Here is a 15,764-nt window from a genome sequence, read left to right on the forward strand (position 1 = left end):
CTCCCCCGGAAAGATGACTGCCACGTGATGACCGAAGAACGCCCGGCAGGGGTGCACCGCGTCGAGACGGTCACCGCTGCCGACGGCATCCCCCTCGCCCTGCACCAGTGGGTCCCCGAGAACCCCGAGGCCGCCGTGTTCTACGTGCACGGCTTGCAGAGCCACGCCGGCTGGCTCTTCGAGACCGGTCCGGAACTGGCCCGCCGCCGGATCGCCGTGTACGCACCGGACCGCCGCGGCTCCGGAGCCAGCGGCGGACCGCGCGGTCACCTGGACCGCGCCGCCACCGCACTGGACGACTACGCGGCGGCCTTCGCGGCCGTCCGGGCCGCCCACCCCGGCGGGCCGCCGATCACCGCGGTCGGCCAGAGCTTCGGCGGCAGCCTGCTGGCCGCCCTGCTCACCACCGGCCGCATCGCCCCCGACGGCGTGGTCCTGTGCGCCCCGGCGCTCGGCCAGCAGCAGGCCAGGCACGGCCGCGACGGGGTGCACCGGATGCGCACCCTCCACGGCCACCACACCTCCCCCGTGACCCTCAAGGACGAGGACTACACCGGCGAGCAGCGCTACCTCAGCTTCATGGCGAACGACCACGCGATGCTCCGCCAAGTCACGGACGGCTTCCGTGCCGTGATGGCGGAACTGGAACTCCTCTACACCGAAGGCGCCCCGTGGCACACCGGCCGTCCGGCGGTCCCGGTGCACTTCGCGCGGCCCGAACGGGACGCCGTCATCGACCTGGACGCCGCGCGCGCGACGCTCGCCCGGATGTGCCCGCACGCCGTCGACGCCCACTTCGACGCCGACCGGCACTACCTGGAGTTCTCCCCCGTACGGGACCAGTTCTGGGACTGGCTCGCCGACGTCGCGGCGGGGGCGGGAGGCGCCTCGGGGGCGACCCCGTTGCCCCCGCGGCCCGTCCGGCACGCCGCACCCGGCGCCGTCGGCCCGGGAGGCCGGCGGTGAAGCCCACCCTCGACGTCCTCGACGTGCGGACCGCGCAGGTCCCCCTGCACCGCCCCTTCGCGCACGCCAGACACGCCCACGCCCGTTCCGGCTCCGTCCTGCTCACCCTGCGGTGGGACGGCGTCACGGGCTGGGGCGAGGGCGCACCCCGCCCGTACGTGACCGGCGAGACGGTGGCCGGCACCGTGCAGGCCCTGCGCGCCCTCGACCCGTCCGCGCTCGTCGCACTGCTCGACGGGGCGGCGGACTTCCCCGGCGCGGTGGCGGCCCTCGCCGCGGTCGACCTGCCCCGCCTGTTGGGTGGACTGCGACCGCTGCCGGCCGCCGCGGCCGCGTTGGAGACCGCACTCCTCGACGCCCTGTGCCGACGCCACGGCCTGCCGGTGGCCGCGGTCCTGGACGCCTGCCCGTGGGCGGCGGACGTGCTGACCACCGAGAACGTCCCCCGGGCGGTGAGCGAGGTGGTGGACCTCAGCCGCACGCCCACCGAACAGCTGTCGGCCCTGTCGTCCGCCGCCCGGGCCCGCCTCACCCACGTGAAGCTCAAGGCACTGCCCGACCCGGAGGAGACCGCCGCACGCGCGCTCCAGGTGCGCGGTCTGTTGGGCCCCTCGGTGCGGCTGTCCGTGGACGCCAACGGCGGGTGGCCGCCGGACGTCGCCGAGCGGGGCGCCCGGCTGCTGCGCGAACGCGCCGCCCTCGACTGGCTGGAGGAACCCACCGCGCCACGGGACTGGGCCACCCTGCGCCGCATCCAACAGGGCGGCACGCCGGTCATGCTCGACGAATCGGCGATGGACCCCACGGACGTGGCGTGGGCGGCCGCCACCGGCGCCGCCTCCCTCGTCAACCTCCGGATCTCGAAGTGCGGGGGCCTGTTGCCCACGTTGCGGACGGCCGTGCGCGCCCGCGAACTCGGCCTGCGCGTCCAACTCGGCGTCCAGGTAGGCGAGATCGGCCCGCTGTGGTCGATCGGCCGCACCCTGGCGGCACGCCTCGGCGACGTCGTGGCGGTCGAAGCCGGCCGCCAGGACGCATGGTTCCCCACCCCGCTCACCGACCCGCCCTACGCCGTCGACCGGCAACACCACACCGCCCCGCCCCCCGCCGGCCCCGGCCACGGCCTGCGCCCGACCACCGCCCTGACCACCCAGCTCACCGACTGACCGCCCCACCAACCACCAGCGCCAACCACCGCCCCCCGCACCGGCCCGCACGGAACCGCAGAGAACCCCACACTCAAAAGGAGCCCCGCCATGGACCTCGCACGCCTCATGACGCCCGACGGTCCCCGGTACGGACTGGTGGACCGGGACCGGGAGACCATCCGACTCCTGACGCTCCCGGCGGGCCCGGACGGCATCGCGGCCCTCGCCGACACGACGGACCGGACCGCCCCGGCCCCCACGGGCGACACCGTCCCCCTGGCGACCGCCCGGCTGCTGGCGCCGGTCGTCCCAGGCAAGGTCGTGGTCATCGGCCGCAACTACGGCGGTCGGCCGGACGCCGCCGACAACCTGGTGATCCACCTCAAGCCACCGACGTCCGTCGTCGGCCCGAACGACCCGATCGTGCTCACCGAACTCTCCCAGGACGTCCGGTACGAGGGGGAACTCGCGGTCGTCATCGGCCGGACCTGCCGCTCGGTCCCGCCCGAGCGCGCCGCGCACCACGTCCTCGGCTACACCTGCGCCAACGACGTCACCGCCTGGGACATCGGGACCGACGGGGGCCAGTGGACGAAGGCCAAGGGCATGGACACGTTCTGCCCCCTCGGCCCGTGGATCAGTACCGACCTCGACCCCGCCGCGGCCCTCATCACCACCCGCGTCAACGGCGCGGTGCGCCAGAAGGGAAGCACCGCCCACCTCACCCGCAGCACCGCCGTGTTGGTCTCCGAGGTGAGCCGTCTGATGACGTTGCTCCCCGGCGACGTCCTGCTGACCGGCACCCCCGAGGGCAGCGCCGCCCTGGCCCCCGGAGACACCGTCACCATCGACGTCGACGGCCTCGGCACCCTCCGCAACCCCGTCGCCGCCCCCACCGACTCCCGGACCACCGCAGCCTGACGGCTACCCCGTCGCACGTCCCGCCAGGTCTTCCAACACCGCGACCGCCCGGCCGGCGCTCTCGTAGGGCACGAAGAGGTGGTCGTGGTGGAAGCCCGCGACGACGTTGCAGCTCAGGCTGGCGTCGGCGAGTTCCGTGGCCACCGCGGCGGTCAGGCCGACCGCCTCCAGGGCCGAGTGGACGCGCAAGGTGATCCAACCCGCCACGTACGTGTACGCCAACCCTGCCGCATCGGCGTCCTCCTGCCGCAGGACCAGGGTCAGGCCCTCCGGTTCGGCGACCGCGACGACCGGGGCGAGGCCCGGCGGCACTCCGCCCTCGACCGTCGCGAACACGTACCGCCCGGGGTTCACCTGCGGACGCATCCCGCCCAACAACTTCTGCAGATCAGTCTCACCAGCCACGCCCCACACGCTATCCGGCCGGCGCACCCTGTTGGCGCCGGCGCAGAGCCGGCCACGTCGGACGCCTTGCCCCGCCAGTCGGCGTACAGGTTGCGGACACCCTCGTCGAGGAAGACCAGGCGGGCCTGGTTCCCTCGGCGTCCGTGCTCTCCGCCGCCGGCCAGGGGCGCGCCAGGCGGTAGAGGTGCGCCCGCCCTCTCCAGCCTGGTCGCGCCGCGCCCAGGCACGGTGCCGGGCCGGAACCTCCGTCAGCTCAGCACGGAGGCGCAGGTGGTGGGGGTGGCGTGGGCCGGGTCGAGCGCGTTGGCCGTGGCGTGGAAGGCGATCCGGTCGAGGAGTCCGAGGCTGGCGTGCATGGAGAGGTCGACCGGGCACAGCTCCTGGATCAGGAGGTTGTGGACGTGCGGTCCGTGCAGGAACTCCGAGCCGAGCGGCGTGACGACCTCGTCGTACTTGGTGGCGATCACGGTGTAGTGGATGCCCCGCAGGGTGTCGCCGCCGGCGTTGAGACGGCGCAGCAGGGCGGAACCGGTCTTCTGCTCGATCAGTCCGGGGGTGAGCGCGTGCAGGGTCTGCTTGACGGGAGCGATGTCCACCAGATGGGCCAGGCCGTGCAGGTCGGTGCCGTGGTTGTCGGGCGCCAACCCCACCAGGGTGTGCACCTTGTGGCGGCCTCCATAGAACTTCAGGTACACCCGCGGCATCATGCCGCCTTGCGAGTGTCCGACCAGGTCGACCTTGCCCGCGCCCGTCGCGTCGAGCACGCGGTCGACGAAATGGGCGAGTTGCCTGGCCGAGTGGTCGATCGGACCGAGCCCGCCGACGAGCGGGAGGCCCAGCAGTTCGCCGTAGGTCAGGGAGAAGACGCAGTAGCCGCGGGCCACCAAGTAGGGTGCCAGGCCAAGCCAGTTGTCGATGGCGTTCCCGAAGGTGCCGTGCACGAGGACGACCGGGCGCGGGTGGCGGGCGGACGGCTTGCAGGCGAAGTTGTTCCATCCCCTGCTGGCCGGGAACGCCCACGGGGCGTGGTGCGGAACGTGCACGGCGGACGGCTTGAGGAGGGGCTGCCCCAAGGGTCCCCGGGGCAGCGCGGCGGCAGGCAGGCGGGCGGGCGAGCCGACGGGTGCGGTGGCCGCCGGGTGGGCGGCGACGGGCGAGACGGTGAGGCCCACGGCCAGGGTGACCGCCGGGAGGGCGGTGAGCAGTCTCGGCCAAGACAGCTTCATACGGTGCTCCTTGCGGGGGAAGGCGACTCCGAACTGATCCGTGAGCCGCGCGCCGGGGCCCGGGATCGCAAGGGCCAACGTGGTGACCGACCGGTAAGTTACGGCTGGTAATCATTCTGTACCAGCGAAGTGAAGGCGAAAGGACCCAAGCCGGCACGGGCCGCGCGCCCCGCCAGTCGATCGGGACCGCCCTCACCCATCCCACGTCCCCGCCCCACAGAACAGGCGCAGGACCCGCCAGCCGAGACCGGACCCGATGCCGGTGCCCGGATGGGCGACGTCGCGGACGAACCGAGCCGCGAGTCCGACACTCGCCCGGTCGGCGACAGGCGACCCGACGATCAGTGGTCGCCGTCCCGGTCTGCGCCCTGGTCAGCGAACCACCGGCGTGCGGCTTCCAGCCCCGCCTCGTTCACCTGCGGGCCATCGATACCCGTCTGGTCCGCACGCGCGATCCGACCGGCGAAGGAGGCGGCTTGCCCGGCACACCGGCCCCGCTCCAGTCGATCGTCCCGCACACACGCTGACCGGGTCGAGGCGGAAGACGTCGGGAGCCGGGTCTCCGTGCACCGGCCCCCAGGTCAACGACCGCAGGTCGAGGTGGTCCAGCCGGGCCATGACGCCGGCAATCACGGGCCTGAGCCAGGGGCGTACGTCCAGGTGCTCCGACGGGAGATGCAGGTGGGCCGGAGCGCCACCCTGGCCGCCTTGCGTGCCGCAGTGATCCGCAAGGAGCTGTCCGACCGCCTGCGGATCGTGGGCCATCGACTCTGCTGGGGTGGGGCGATCGGGCGAGGCACAGCTGTCAGTCATCGTGGCAATCCTCTGTACGCAACTCGGAACGCCGACGCCCCAAACCAGGTCAGCAAGATCGCCAACTCACCTGATTTGTCGGGCTGTTGTCCTCCAGGAGCCGGCAGCCAGCCACCGGGCCCAGCGAGGAGGCACCGCGGCCAACGCGCCTCGGCGCCCCTCTTCCTCATTCTCAGGAACGTCCTCCCGGACACTTCCGGGTGTCGAGAATGCGGCACCGGCTCCGTCCCAGGGGTACCAGTAGCCAGAACGGACTGCACGACAGAGAAGGAGCACCCCGTGACGATTCAGCGGATGGACAACGTAGGCATCGTCGTCGACGACCTTGAGGCTGCCGTCGCCTTCTTCACCGAGCTCGGCATGGAGCTGGAAGGCGAAGCCCAGATCGAGGGACGCTACGCAGACCAGACGGTGGGCCTCGACGGGGTCCGCAGCGCCATCGCGATGATGCGCACCCCGGACGGCCACGACAAGCTGGAGCTGACGAAGTTCCACAACCCCGCGGCGATCACTGCCGGACCGCCCAACCCGCCGCCCAACACTCTGGGCCTGCACCGTGTCATGTTCGCCGTCGACGACATCGACGACACGATCACCCGCCTGCGCCGCCACGGCGCCGAACTCCTCGGCGAGGTGGCGCAGTACGAGAACGTCTACCGACTCTGCAACCTCCGCGGCCCCTCGGGAATCATCGTCGCCCTGGCCGAACGGATCGGCTAGTGCTGTGACCGGGAAGGTTCACCGTGATCGGAAGGCGGCTCGTTGGACGAGCGCACGCGAAAGGCTGGTATTACTGGGACATGCAGGAAGAGACCGCACGCTCCGCGATCGACACGTTCATCTCCGCGTTCAACGCCTCGGACGACAGCTCTGTGACTGCCCTGCTCTGCCAGGCCCTGACCTCAGACGTGGTCTTCTGGGGGCCGTTGGGTCGCAGCGAAGGAATCGGGGCGGTCGAGCGGTTCGTGCTGGACATCCGACGCCACCCGGCGGGGACCGGCACGATGGTGCGCTGCTCAGCGGTGGACATGCCTGACGAATGGGCCCGGTACCAGTGGGTCTTCACCACACCTGGTGGAGGCCCCCGCCTGGCGGGAACGGATGTCGTCCATCTGCGACGGAGCCTCATCGACCAGGTCATCGTCTTCGCGGGGGAGATCGAGCCGTTCGCCTCCTGAGTCATCCTTCTGTCGCCGTCCCTCTCCCGAACTTGGCCCGTCGGCGTTCAAGGGCTGCTGTTCGCGGTTGGTCAGGCCGCGGTGTTGAGGGGGCGTCCGCCCCAGCGAATGCCCTTTTCGCTGCGGGTGCGGGCGTGTGGGCGATCACAGGCACCCGGTTCCCGCCGGCCGTGGCCAGCATCATCGCGCGCCGGTAGCGCACCGAGTTGGTGCTGCCCCGGCGCACGGTCTGCTGCAGCTTCTGCCCCTCCTGGTCGGTCAGCCTGCGTACACGGACAGGCTCAGCCACCGCGCCGCCAGCGCTCGGATCGGACGTCACCGCACATCCAACCGTCACGACCACCAACCCGGTGAACCTTCCCGGTCAGAGCACTGGGTTCTGCCCAACAGGGGCCGCCCCCCGGCAACATGCGGTTCCACGCCGGGAGATGAGCGACAGAGCCCACCTGCTATGTTGCGCCGATGTCATCGATCAAGCAGTTCCAAGTCACCTTCGACTGCGCAGAGCCTGCGCGCCTCGCCGGTTTCTGGTGCGAGGTGCTGGGGTACGTCGTACCGCCGATCCCGAAGGGGTTTGCCACTTGGGAGGACTACCATCGCTCGCTGCCGCCTGAAGACCAGGTCATCTACTTCGCCTGCAGCGATCCATCGGGGGTGGGCCCGCGCCTGCTCTTCCAGCGCGTTCCCGAAGGGAAGGTCGTCAAGAACCGGGTCCATCTCGACGTGCGGGTCGGCACCGGACTCGTGGCGGACGAGCGCCTCGCCACACTGGAAGCGGAATGCGCACGACTGGTCGCGCTCGGTGCGACACACCTGCGCACGCTGCTGGCCGATGACGACAACGAGTCGTGCATCCTGATGCAGGACATCGAGGGCAACGAGTTCTGCCTCGACTGAGCGTCCTCGGCGACGGCGAGGGAGACCTCCCGCCGATGGGTTCGACTGAGAAGGGGGCCACGGGCCGGCCACGCCACGCCACGCCCTGGGTGCTCGCCGCTCAGCGAGCGAATCTCCCTCGGCTGGGGCGTGTCCAGGCCCGCGGCTCCTTCCCGCACGGCAAGATCCACCCATGTCGTACTCCTACGACCCACCTGAACCCACCCTCGACCAGCTCATGGCCGACGCCCTCGACGAACTCGAAGAACACGTCGGCGGCAACCCCACCCTGAGCGCCGCCGAACTCCTCCACCGAGCACTGGTCCTGCACGGCCAACGGCACCAGGTCGGCGCGGACGGCCAGGACGTGGTGCTGAGGATGCCGACCCAGACCGCGCTGGCACTGGCGCTGCTGCTGAAGGAGGCCGGGCCGGAGGGGTAGGAGAGCCCTGAGCGAGCCGCGCCAGTTCGCACAGATCCCGCAGACCCCGCAGACCCCGCAGACCCCGCAGACCCCGCAGACCCCGCAGACCCCGCAGCGGAAGGGTGATCCGACGATGTCCCTGCCCAGCCTCCTGGCGGTGTTCGCGCACCCGGATGACGAGTCGTTGTCGGCGGGCGGAGTGCTGGCCCGGCATGCTGCCGCGGGCGCGCGGACCGCCGTCGTCACGGCGACCTGGGCTCGACGGACGCATCGCGGCGCGGAGTTGGCGGCGGCCCTGCGGATCCTGGGCGCCGGCGCGCCGCGGATGCTCGGTTACGCCGACGCGCGGGTGCCGGAGTCGGCCCCCGGCGGCGTCCGGCTCTGTGACGCGCCGCTCGACGAGGCGGTGGGGCGGCTGGTCGGGCACCTGCGGGAGGTGCGTCCGCACGTCGTCGTCACGCATGACGCCTACGGTGGGCTGACCGGCCATCCGGACCACCGCCAGACCCACCGGCTGACCGTGCTCGCGGTCCAGGCATCCGGATGGGCCGGCCTCTATCCGGAGGCGGGTGCCCCCTGGCGGCCGTGCGCCCTGTACCTGGCCACGCATCCCGACTCCGCAGCACGGGAGTTGGGCGGGTCGTTGATGAGGGAGGGCCGCGCCATGTACAGCGTGCCGGACGACCGGATCGGCGCGGCCGTCGACGTCCGCCCGTGGTTGGGGCAGAAGATCGGTGCCGTGTTGGCGCACCGCAGCGAAGTGGAACGGGGCGCCCTGCCGGGCCGGCTCGCCCGCATGGCGCCGGCCGAGCGGGAACGGCTGTTGGCGACGGAGTGGTACGTCCGCCACGACCTCGGGTCCGGGTCGGCCGGCGGGCAAACGGAATTGACCTGCCGAGGGGTGGAGCCGGGTGTGGCGGGTGGCGGCGGCCAGGGTCCGCGTCGGTAGTGAGGGCCGCGGGACCGGCGGTGTCCCCCGGTGGCGCCGTCCGGTCCGCTGCATCCATCCCATCAAGCCAGTTCACCGGTGGTGGCTGCACCGCATCGCCTGCCGGCGTTGTCTGGACCAAGCGGCCGTACCCGGTGTTCGGAGCGGCTTTGCCCCCGTCGCCGCACCCGCCGCAACCACCCCGCCCATCGCGGTGGTGCGGCTCAAAAACGACGCCCACCAGGTGTCATTGCCAATTCGTGGTTGTCACATGACCATTCCTTTTCCTAACCTGCTGTCACGGAGGGCGACCACCGCACCCCGCACGAGCCAGCACACGCAGGCAAAAACCGGGGGCACGCCACTCAGCGTGCCCCCGGTTTGTTCGGCCCGTGAAGCGTCGTACCGACCACCAGCTCTGGCAGGCAACGGGTCGACCACGACGCGCAGTCCACGCGACCACGCATCGGAGGGTACCGTGAACCACCCCGATCGATTAAGAGCCGCGATAGAAGCGGCCGGCACCACCCCGCTGATCGGCGTCTTCGACATGTTCTCCGCGTCCCTGGCGGCGCGTCACTACGACGGGATGTTCGTCTCCGGCTTCGGCTTCGCGGCGTCCCACTACGGCCTGCCGGACATCGGGTTCATCGCCTGGCCCGACATCGTCGGCTTCGTGCAGCGGCTCCGCCTGGCCTTCCCCCAACAGCACCTGCTCGTCGACATCGACGACGGCTACGTCGACCCCGAGACCGCGTGCCACGTCGTCCAGCAGTTGGAGGCCGTCGGCGCCTCGGGCGTCATCCTGGAGGACCAACAACGGCCCCGGCGCTGCGGCCACGTCGACGGCAAGCAGGTCCTGCCGTTGGAGGAGTACCTCGCCAAACTCGACCTGGTCCTCCAGGCACGCCGGGACCTCGTCGTCGTCGCCCGCACCGACGCCACCGAGGAGGAGGAGATCCTGCGCCGCGCCAAGGCGCTCGCCGCGACCGACGCCGACGTGATCCTGGTGGACGGCGTGCGCAGCGTCGACTGGATCCACAAGGTGCGCCGCGTCATCGACGACAAGCCGCTGCTCTTCAACCAGATCGCCGGCGGCAAGTCACCCCGGCTGTCGCTGGGCGAACTGCACCAACTCGGCGTGGACGTCGCCATCTACAGCACGCCCTGCCTGTTCGCCGCCCAGACGGCCATCGACCGGGCGCTGGACGACCTGAAGCGGGCCGACGGTCGGTTGCCGGAGCACACCCCGGACGCCGTGGGCGTCACCGAGTGCCTGGCGCTGCTGGAGCAGAACATCAGCCGCCACCACGACCCCCTCCCGGCCGACGCCGTGCGCTGACGCCTGACCTGAGCAGCTGCAATGGGGCCGCGCCGTCGTCCTGGTCGTCAGTCGGCCGCGCGGCGCGGCCCCGACCGTCCACCCACCGTTTCCCACCTCCCGACGGAGGAATCCGTGCCGCACCACTCCCCCGGCGGCGCCCGCCGGGTGCTGCGCCGCGTCGACTGGTACGTCGTCGCGCTGTTCTGCGTCATCGGCCTGGCGGCCCTCGCCCCGGCCGACGGGGCGGCGGCCGACGGCGTCTCCTTCACCGCCCGCCTGGCGGTCGGCCTGCTCTTCTTCCTGTACGGCGCCCGGCTCTCGCCACAGGCCGCCCTCGACGGCGTCCGGCACTGGCGCCTGCACCTGCCCGTCCTCGGCCTCACGTTCCTGGTGTTCCCGGCCGCGGGCCTGGTGATCGGACTGTTGCCGCCGAGCGTGCTCAGTCCCGAACTGGCCGCCGGCGTCCTGTTCCTGACCGTGCTGCCGTCCACCGTCCAGTCGGCCATCGCCTTCACCTCGATGGCGCGCGGCAACGTGGCCGCCGCCATCTGCTCGGCGTCGTTCTCCACGGTGCTCGGCGTGCTGCTCACCCCGCTGCTGGCGGTCGCCCTGTTGCGGCAGACCGGAGCCGGGGTCGGTGACGTACCGCTCACCCCGTCGAGCCTCCTCGACATCGCGGTCCAGCTGCTGTTGCCGTTCCTCGCCGGCCAGGCACTGCGGCGGTGGATCGCCGACTGGCTGGGCCGGCACCGGATCCTCACCACGGTGTGCGACCGCGGCTCCATCCTGCTGGTGGTCTACTCGGCGTTCAGCCACGGCATGACCGCCGGCATCTGGCACCGCATCCCGCCCGCGCGGTTGCTGCTGCTGGCCGGGGTCTGCGCACTGCTGTTGGCCCTCGCACTGTCCGCCGCCCACGGCACCGCCCGCTTGGTGGGACTGTCCCGCGCCGACCGGGTCACGGCCGTCTTCTGCGGCTCCAACAAGAGCCTGGCCAGTGGGTTGCCGATGGCCACCGTGCTGTTCCCACCGGACCGGATCGGGGTCGTGGTGCTGCCCCTGATGCTGTACCACACGCTCCAACTCGTGCTCTGCGCCTACCTCGCACGCCGCTGGCCCGCGCCGGCATCCCCGCCCCCGGAGCCGGCGCCCCAGGCACCCGCCCGCACCACGGAGTCACCTCAGGTATGACGCCCCGTTGACGTCTAGCACGGCGCCCGAGGACCAAACCGCCTCCGGTGAGGCGAGGTACTTCACCGCGGCGGCGATCTCCTCGGGCGCGGCCACCCGGCCGAACGGGCTCTGCTCCTCGATGGTCGCGCTGATCCGGTCGGCGACCCGTTCGGTGGCGACGAAACCGGGGGCGACGGAGGCGACCGTGATGCCGTGCAGGGCGAGGGAGACCGCAAGCGACTGGCCCAGTGCGTGCACCGCGGCCTTCGTCGCCCCGTAGGCGGGATGGTCGGGCTCGCCCTTGAAGGCGCCGCGGGAACCGACGTTGACGATCCGGCCCCGGATCTCGTGCTCGATCATGTTCCGGGCCGCGCAGTAGGTGACGTGGGCGGTGCCCAGCAGGTTCACGTCGACGGTGCGCCGCCAGGCGTCCTGCCAGTCCTCGAAGGTGGTGCGGTCCAGCGGGTGCTCGACGTTGAGCGCCGCGTTGTTGACCAGCACGTCCAGTGGGCCGAGCGCTTCGACGGCCGCGGCGACCACCGCGGCGGCGCCGTCCGGGGTGCTGATGTCCCCCTGTACCAGGACGTGCCCGCTGCCCGCCAGCGCACCCAGCGCCTCTTCGGCCTCCTCCCGGCGGGAGGCGTAGTGCAACGCGACCCGGTCGCCGTCGGCGGCAAAGGCGGTCGCGATCGCGCGACCGATGCCGCGCGCGGCCCCCGTGACCAGCACGGTGCGGTTCCGATCCATCGGGCGTCCTCCAGCGGTCGAGCGGCCCGGCGGCCGCGACGATCTTGCTCAACACCCTCGCACGGCACGGTGGGAGAGGGAAGACCGGCCGCGGCCCCGTCCACGAATCGAGCACTGTTGGTTGATCCGACTTCTTGATCACTCCGCCTCGCCGGCCGAGTCGCCGGGGCGAAGTGCTGCGAAGTTACTGGTGCGGGTGCGGGTGCGGGGTGTGCCGGAGGTGTGGGCGTCGATGCGGACGAGGTTGATGGCGGCGCCGGTGAGCTGACGTTGGAGGCTGGCCTTCGCAAGGCCCTGGTAGCGGGGTCTGCGCAGGCCACCCACCCACAACGCTGGACGCCTTGCGAGATCGTTCCTTCGACTCTGGCGCGGGTCTTTTAGCGCGCTTTCCAGGTGTCTGTTTTCTGCTCCGCGCGGGCCTGACAGAGTGCCGCGTGTTCGTCGCGGAGTTGCGGGGTGAGGCGCCGGCCGATGCTGGAGGTCCTGCACTGCTCACGGAGCGGGCAGGGCTGGCAGTCGCTCTTGAGGACGCCGACGAGGACCAGGAGCTGGCCCTCGAGGACCGGACCACCAAGCAGGTCCTGGACTGGCACAACCACGCCGACACCGACCACCAGATCGTCCACGACCACACCACCCGGTACGGCGAACACTCCACGCAGCGCCTGTTCACCCGCCCATTCGTCGCAACCGTGCAACGCCTCACGGGCCCCGCCCGGTAGCACCCCTGCGGGCGCGGGGAACAGTGGGCGGCGTGGTGGGCTCGGTGTCCGGGGCTCATCCCCGCGGGCGCGGGGAGCGGCGCCGCCAGCCGCTGCTCCTCACCGGCGGCCCGGGCTCATCCCCGCGGGCGCGGGGAGCGGTGAAGCCTGGGCAGCAGACGGTTGTCGATGTCGGGCTCATCCCCGCGGGCGCGGGGAGCGGGGATTTCCCGAAATGGGCAGGATAATCCGCTTGGGCTCATCCCCGCGGGCGCGGGGAGCGGAACGGCTGGCACTGCCACTACCACGTGCTGCTGGGCTCATCCCCGCGGGCGCGGGGAGCGGGACGCGTTGTAGGCGATCTTGCGGGCGCGGGCGGGCTCATCCCCGCGGGCGCGGGGAGCGGCTCCATCTGCTTCCGGGCGCATCCAGTCGGGGGGGGGCTCATCCCCGCGGGCGCGGGGAGCGGTTCACCAAGGCGCCGGCCGGTGGGTACTGGCTGGGCTCATCCCCGCGGGCGCGGGGAGCGGCGGGCCTTTCGGTGACGTGGTCAGCCGTGGATGGGCTCATCCCCGCGGGCGCGGGGAGCGGGCACCCTAGCCGTCACTGTGACGGCATCACCCGGGCTCATCCCCGCGGGCGCGGGGAGCGGCCGACCCCGATCCGATGCGGCTGGAAGCTGGAGGGCTCATCCCCGCGGGCGCGGGGAGCGGTCTTCGTGAGCTGCACTTTTATCAAGGGGCGGCGCTTGTTTCAGCAAGGATGAGAGAAAAGGGCATACGGGAGAAACAGGAACCCGTTCAGTCAGAGATACCTCCACGCCACAGGCTACGCCCTCACTCCGAGCCCCCTCGGGTAAAACCGCCAAGACCCCAGAGACACCCCCGTCGACGCCCGACTCCCCCTCCTACCGCGCCGGGTGTAAAACCGCATCCGCGCCAGGCAGTTCGCTACGAACCGCGGGAAGGAAGACCCGGCCGATCCCAACCATCCAGCACTGACCAGGAGCACAAGACCTCCGAAGCACAAGACGCCAAGCGCCCGCACGCGAACTCACTGGAGTCGCGACGTAGTGAGCCTCAACCGCACAGGCCCTGTCGGACGGAACCTTCTACGAACCCCAACCCGCGTGATCAGCTTGAACAGAGACCAGGCCGAGACAGTTCACAACCTTGCTGACCTGTGAACTCTCGGTACTTGTCCGCGAGCCGGAAGAAGGCATCAAGCGGAGGCGCACCAGGCAGGTTCTCCATGATCGCAGCGTCCCACCCGGTCGCCATCGACCCTCCACGGGTCCTGCTGAGCCAAGAGGCAGAACCTCCACTCCCGCGGTGGAACTCGAATGCCTCATGGACATCGTGGACCTGAAGGGCCAGGTGATAGCCGAACATCATCACCGCCAGTTCCTGCAACGAGCCTTTACGAACCCAGGCATTCGGCCGCTGCCGAACGGCATCCAGCAGGTCATAGACGTCCCCACGGATGCCCTGGTAGACCTACCGCCCATGGTCATCGCCGACCGCTCGGCATCCACCCCAAGACAGCCGAACACTGGGCCACGCTCGCCGGCGCGAACTGGTCCGAATACGTCCGAATACGTGTCCTCGCTGACGTGACCAGGCCGGGCTACGGGGTCTGTTCACCCTGCGGGCGAATACTCCGCCGGGCCGTCGACGAACACCTCAGCCCCCTACACGCACGTGACCGGCTCTTCCTGGCGGAGATGTCGTGGGCACCACCCGTCACGTCACCGTGGGCTTCGTGCGGATGCCTGTGGACCTCAGCTGAGTGAGTCAGCACACCAGGCAAGGGGGGATCTCACAGTACCTGTATCACCAGGGTCTCCCAGGCGTCCCAAACGCCTGTCAACCTGGTTGAGTCGAAAGCGCCGACAACACTCCATAGACACGCGCTGCAGCTTCACCTCCATCAGTTCAATTCAGCTGCCCCGAATGCGCGACCGTGTCGGCGCTTTCTTCCACGACAGAAGGGACGGAGACCAATGGCGGACAGCCAATTCACCACTAACACAGAACTTTTCGATCTGAGTGGGAAGTACGCCCTTGTCACTGGCGGCACCAGGGGCATTGGGATGATGATTGCGCGCGGCCTTCTCCAGGCGGGCGCCCGCGTCGTCATCAGCTCACGCAAGGCAGACACGTGCGCGGAGGCACAGCGTCTGCTGTCCGAATTCGGCGACGTTCAAGCAATCCCCGCCGACCTGTCCAGGCACGACGAGTGTCAGCGCCTCGCTGATCTTGTCAAGGCCGACTCGGAACGCCTGGACATCCTCGTCAACAACGCGGGAGCGATGTGGCGCGAGCCGCTGGAGACGTTCCCTGACGAGGCCTGGGACGCAGTGATCGACCTCAACCTCAAGTCGCCGTTCTGGCTCGTGCAGGCGCTGCTCCCCGCACTTCGCAAGGCGGGCACCGCCGATGATCCCGCGCGGATCATCAACATCGGCAGTATCGCCGCCATCCACGTCGCCCAGGCGCCCAACTACTCGTACGCCAGCAGCAAAGCGGCACTCCATCAACTCACCAGAGTGCTTGCCAGAGAGCTGGGCCCACAGCACGTCACGGTGAACGCGGTAGCACCGGGAGTGTTCCCGTCGCAGATGATGGCGTCCACGCTCGATGCCATCGGCGACACGATCGCGGCGGCGACCCCTCTGCGCCGGCTCGGCCGCGACGACGACATGGCGGGTATCGCCGTGTTTCTCGCCAGCCGGGCTGGGTCCTACCTCACAGGCACCATCATCCCGGTAGACGGCGGCACCGCGACGACCGCAACGGGTACCCCTTAGAGGTCCTAACAGAAGTGGTTGATCATGTGACTGTTGGCTTGTCCGCTCGTTGGTCTGGTCGTGGGGAAGAGACAGGCACGGCCGTGGATCGTGTCGGATGAACTGTGGTTGCTGATCGAGCCGTT

Annotated in this window: 17 protein-coding genes, 1 pseudogene and 1 CRISPR repeat array; of the genes and pseudogenes, 13 read left to right on the forward strand and 5 right to left on the reverse strand. The window is 70.7% G+C overall.

Annotated features, from left to right (window positions below):
* The first annotated feature begins 27 nt into the window (after positions 1 to 27).
* The 3 genes from ABD385_RS33865 (at position 28) to ABD385_RS33875 (ending at position 3,035) form a co-directional block, all read left to right on the forward strand.
* Positions 28 to 966: an alpha/beta hydrolase gene (locus ABD385_RS33865; protein WP_344583172.1), complete on the forward strand. Its 939-nt coding sequence runs from the start codon at positions 28 to 30 to the stop codon at positions 964 to 966.
* On the forward strand, positions 963 to 2,132 hold the full coding sequence (locus tag ABD385_RS33870) for an enolase C-terminal domain-like protein (protein ID WP_344583174.1): 1,170 nt from the start codon (positions 963 to 965) through the stop codon (positions 2,130 to 2,132). Before ABD385_RS33865 ends, ABD385_RS33870 begins: the two co-directional genes overlap by 4 nt.
* Before the next feature lie 90 nt (positions 2,133 to 2,222).
* Positions 2,223 to 3,035, forward strand: coding sequence for a fumarylacetoacetate hydrolase family protein (locus tag ABD385_RS33875; protein WP_344583175.1), 813 nt, complete (start codon positions 2,223 to 2,225; stop codon positions 3,033 to 3,035).
* A gap of 3 nt (positions 3,036 to 3,038) precedes the next feature.
* Here the strand turns inward: ABD385_RS33875 and ABD385_RS33880 are convergent, their stop codons facing one another.
* Complete coding sequence (locus ABD385_RS33880) at positions 3,039 to 3,440, reverse strand: ACT domain-containing protein (RefSeq protein ID WP_344583177.1); 402 nt, start codon at positions 3,438 to 3,440, stop codon at positions 3,039 to 3,041.
* Between the two features lie 248 nt (positions 3,441 to 3,688).
* Positions 3,689 to 4,666 carry an esterase/lipase family protein gene (locus tag ABD385_RS33885; protein WP_344583179.1) on the reverse strand — a complete coding sequence of 326 codons (978 nt, stop codon included), beginning with the start codon at positions 4,664 to 4,666 and terminating at the stop codon, positions 3,689 to 3,691.
* Between the two features lie 1,092 nt (positions 4,667 to 5,758).
* On the opposite strand from ABD385_RS33885, the gene ABD385_RS33890 reads away from it, so the two are divergent.
* Both ABD385_RS33890 and ABD385_RS33895 read left to right on the forward strand, forming a co-directional pair.
* The gene (locus ABD385_RS33890) at positions 5,759 to 6,199 is read left to right on the forward strand and encodes a VOC family protein (RefSeq protein ID WP_344583180.1); all 441 of its coding nucleotides are present in this window, start codon (positions 5,759 to 5,761) and stop codon (positions 6,197 to 6,199) included.
* Between the two features lie 80 nt (positions 6,200 to 6,279).
* Positions 6,280 to 6,657, forward strand: coding sequence for a nuclear transport factor 2 family protein (locus ABD385_RS33895; protein ID WP_344583182.1), 378 nt, complete (start codon positions 6,280 to 6,282; stop codon positions 6,655 to 6,657).
* 139 nt (positions 6,658 to 6,796) lie between these two features.
* Here ABD385_RS33895 and ABD385_RS33900 read toward each other — a convergent pair.
* Positions 6,797 to 6,946: pseudogene (locus ABD385_RS33900) on the reverse strand (IS630 family transposase); the annotation flags it as partial.
* A 173-nt stretch (positions 6,947 to 7,119) separates the two neighbouring features.
* Here ABD385_RS33900 and ABD385_RS33905 point away from each other — a divergent pair.
* The 5 genes from ABD385_RS33905 (at position 7,120) to ABD385_RS33925 (ending at position 11,400) form a co-directional block, all read left to right on the forward strand.
* Positions 7,120 to 7,554 carry a VOC family protein gene (locus ABD385_RS33905; RefSeq protein ID WP_344583184.1) on the forward strand — a complete coding sequence of 145 codons (435 nt, stop codon included), beginning with the start codon at positions 7,120 to 7,122 and terminating at the stop codon, positions 7,552 to 7,554.
* A 172-nt stretch (positions 7,555 to 7,726) separates the two neighbouring features.
* Complete coding sequence (locus ABD385_RS33910; protein ID WP_344583186.1) at positions 7,727 to 7,975, forward strand: hypothetical protein; 249 nt, start codon at positions 7,727 to 7,729, stop codon at positions 7,973 to 7,975.
* A 115-nt stretch (positions 7,976 to 8,090) separates the two neighbouring features.
* Complete coding sequence (locus ABD385_RS33915) at positions 8,091 to 8,906, forward strand: PIG-L deacetylase family protein (protein ID WP_344583187.1); 816 nt, start codon at positions 8,091 to 8,093, stop codon at positions 8,904 to 8,906.
* Positions 8,907 to 9,363: 457 nt separating this feature from the next.
* The gene (locus ABD385_RS33920; protein WP_344583188.1) at positions 9,364 to 10,227 is read left to right on the forward strand and encodes an isocitrate lyase/PEP mutase family protein; all 864 of its coding nucleotides are present in this window, start codon (positions 9,364 to 9,366) and stop codon (positions 10,225 to 10,227) included.
* A gap of 114 nt (positions 10,228 to 10,341) precedes the next feature.
* Complete coding sequence (locus tag ABD385_RS33925; RefSeq protein ID WP_344583189.1) at positions 10,342 to 11,400, forward strand: bile acid:sodium symporter family protein; 1,059 nt, start codon at positions 10,342 to 10,344, stop codon at positions 11,398 to 11,400.
* Here the strand turns inward: ABD385_RS33925 and ABD385_RS33930 are convergent.
* Positions 11,386 to 12,129, reverse strand: a complete 744-nt coding sequence (locus ABD385_RS33930; protein WP_344583191.1) for an SDR family NAD(P)-dependent oxidoreductase — start codon at positions 12,127 to 12,129, stop codon at positions 11,386 to 11,388. The genes ABD385_RS33925 and ABD385_RS33930 overlap by 15 nt on opposite strands.
* A 138-nt stretch (positions 12,130 to 12,267) precedes the next feature.
* On the reverse strand, positions 12,268 to 12,459 hold the full coding sequence (locus ABD385_RS41435) for a hypothetical protein (protein WP_425585538.1): 192 nt from the start codon (positions 12,457 to 12,459) through the stop codon (positions 12,268 to 12,270).
* Between the two features lie 104 nt (positions 12,460 to 12,563).
* On the opposite strand from ABD385_RS41435, the gene ABD385_RS41440 reads away from it, so the two are divergent.
* The 3 genes from ABD385_RS41440 to ABD385_RS33945 all read left to right on the forward strand — a co-directional run bounded on the left by ABD385_RS41440 (position 12,564) and on the right by ABD385_RS33945 (position 15,639).
* Entirely contained in the window at positions 12,564 to 12,851 is a 288-nt protein-coding gene (locus ABD385_RS41440; protein ID WP_425585539.1) for a hypothetical protein, read from the forward strand.
* Between the two features lie 51 nt (positions 12,852 to 12,902).
* Positions 12,903 to 13,543: direct repeats of the CRISPR family, unit length 29 nt; unit sequence GGGCTCATCCCCGCGGGCGCGGGGAGCGG.
* A gap of 618 nt (positions 13,544 to 14,161) precedes the next feature.
* Entirely contained in the window at positions 14,162 to 14,446 is a 285-nt protein-coding gene (locus ABD385_RS33940; RefSeq protein ID WP_344583193.1) for a hypothetical protein, read from the forward strand.
* 386 nt (positions 14,447 to 14,832) lie between these two features.
* On the forward strand, positions 14,833 to 15,639 hold the full coding sequence (locus ABD385_RS33945) for an SDR family oxidoreductase (RefSeq protein WP_344583195.1): 807 nt from the start codon (positions 14,833 to 14,835) through the stop codon (positions 15,637 to 15,639).
* Positions 15,640 to 15,764 lie beyond the last annotated feature (125 nt).

This window comes from Streptomyces lunalinharesii, assembly GCF_039532155.1.
Lineage (GTDB): Bacteria > Actinomycetota > Actinomycetes > Streptomycetales > Streptomycetaceae > Streptomyces > Streptomyces lunalinharesii.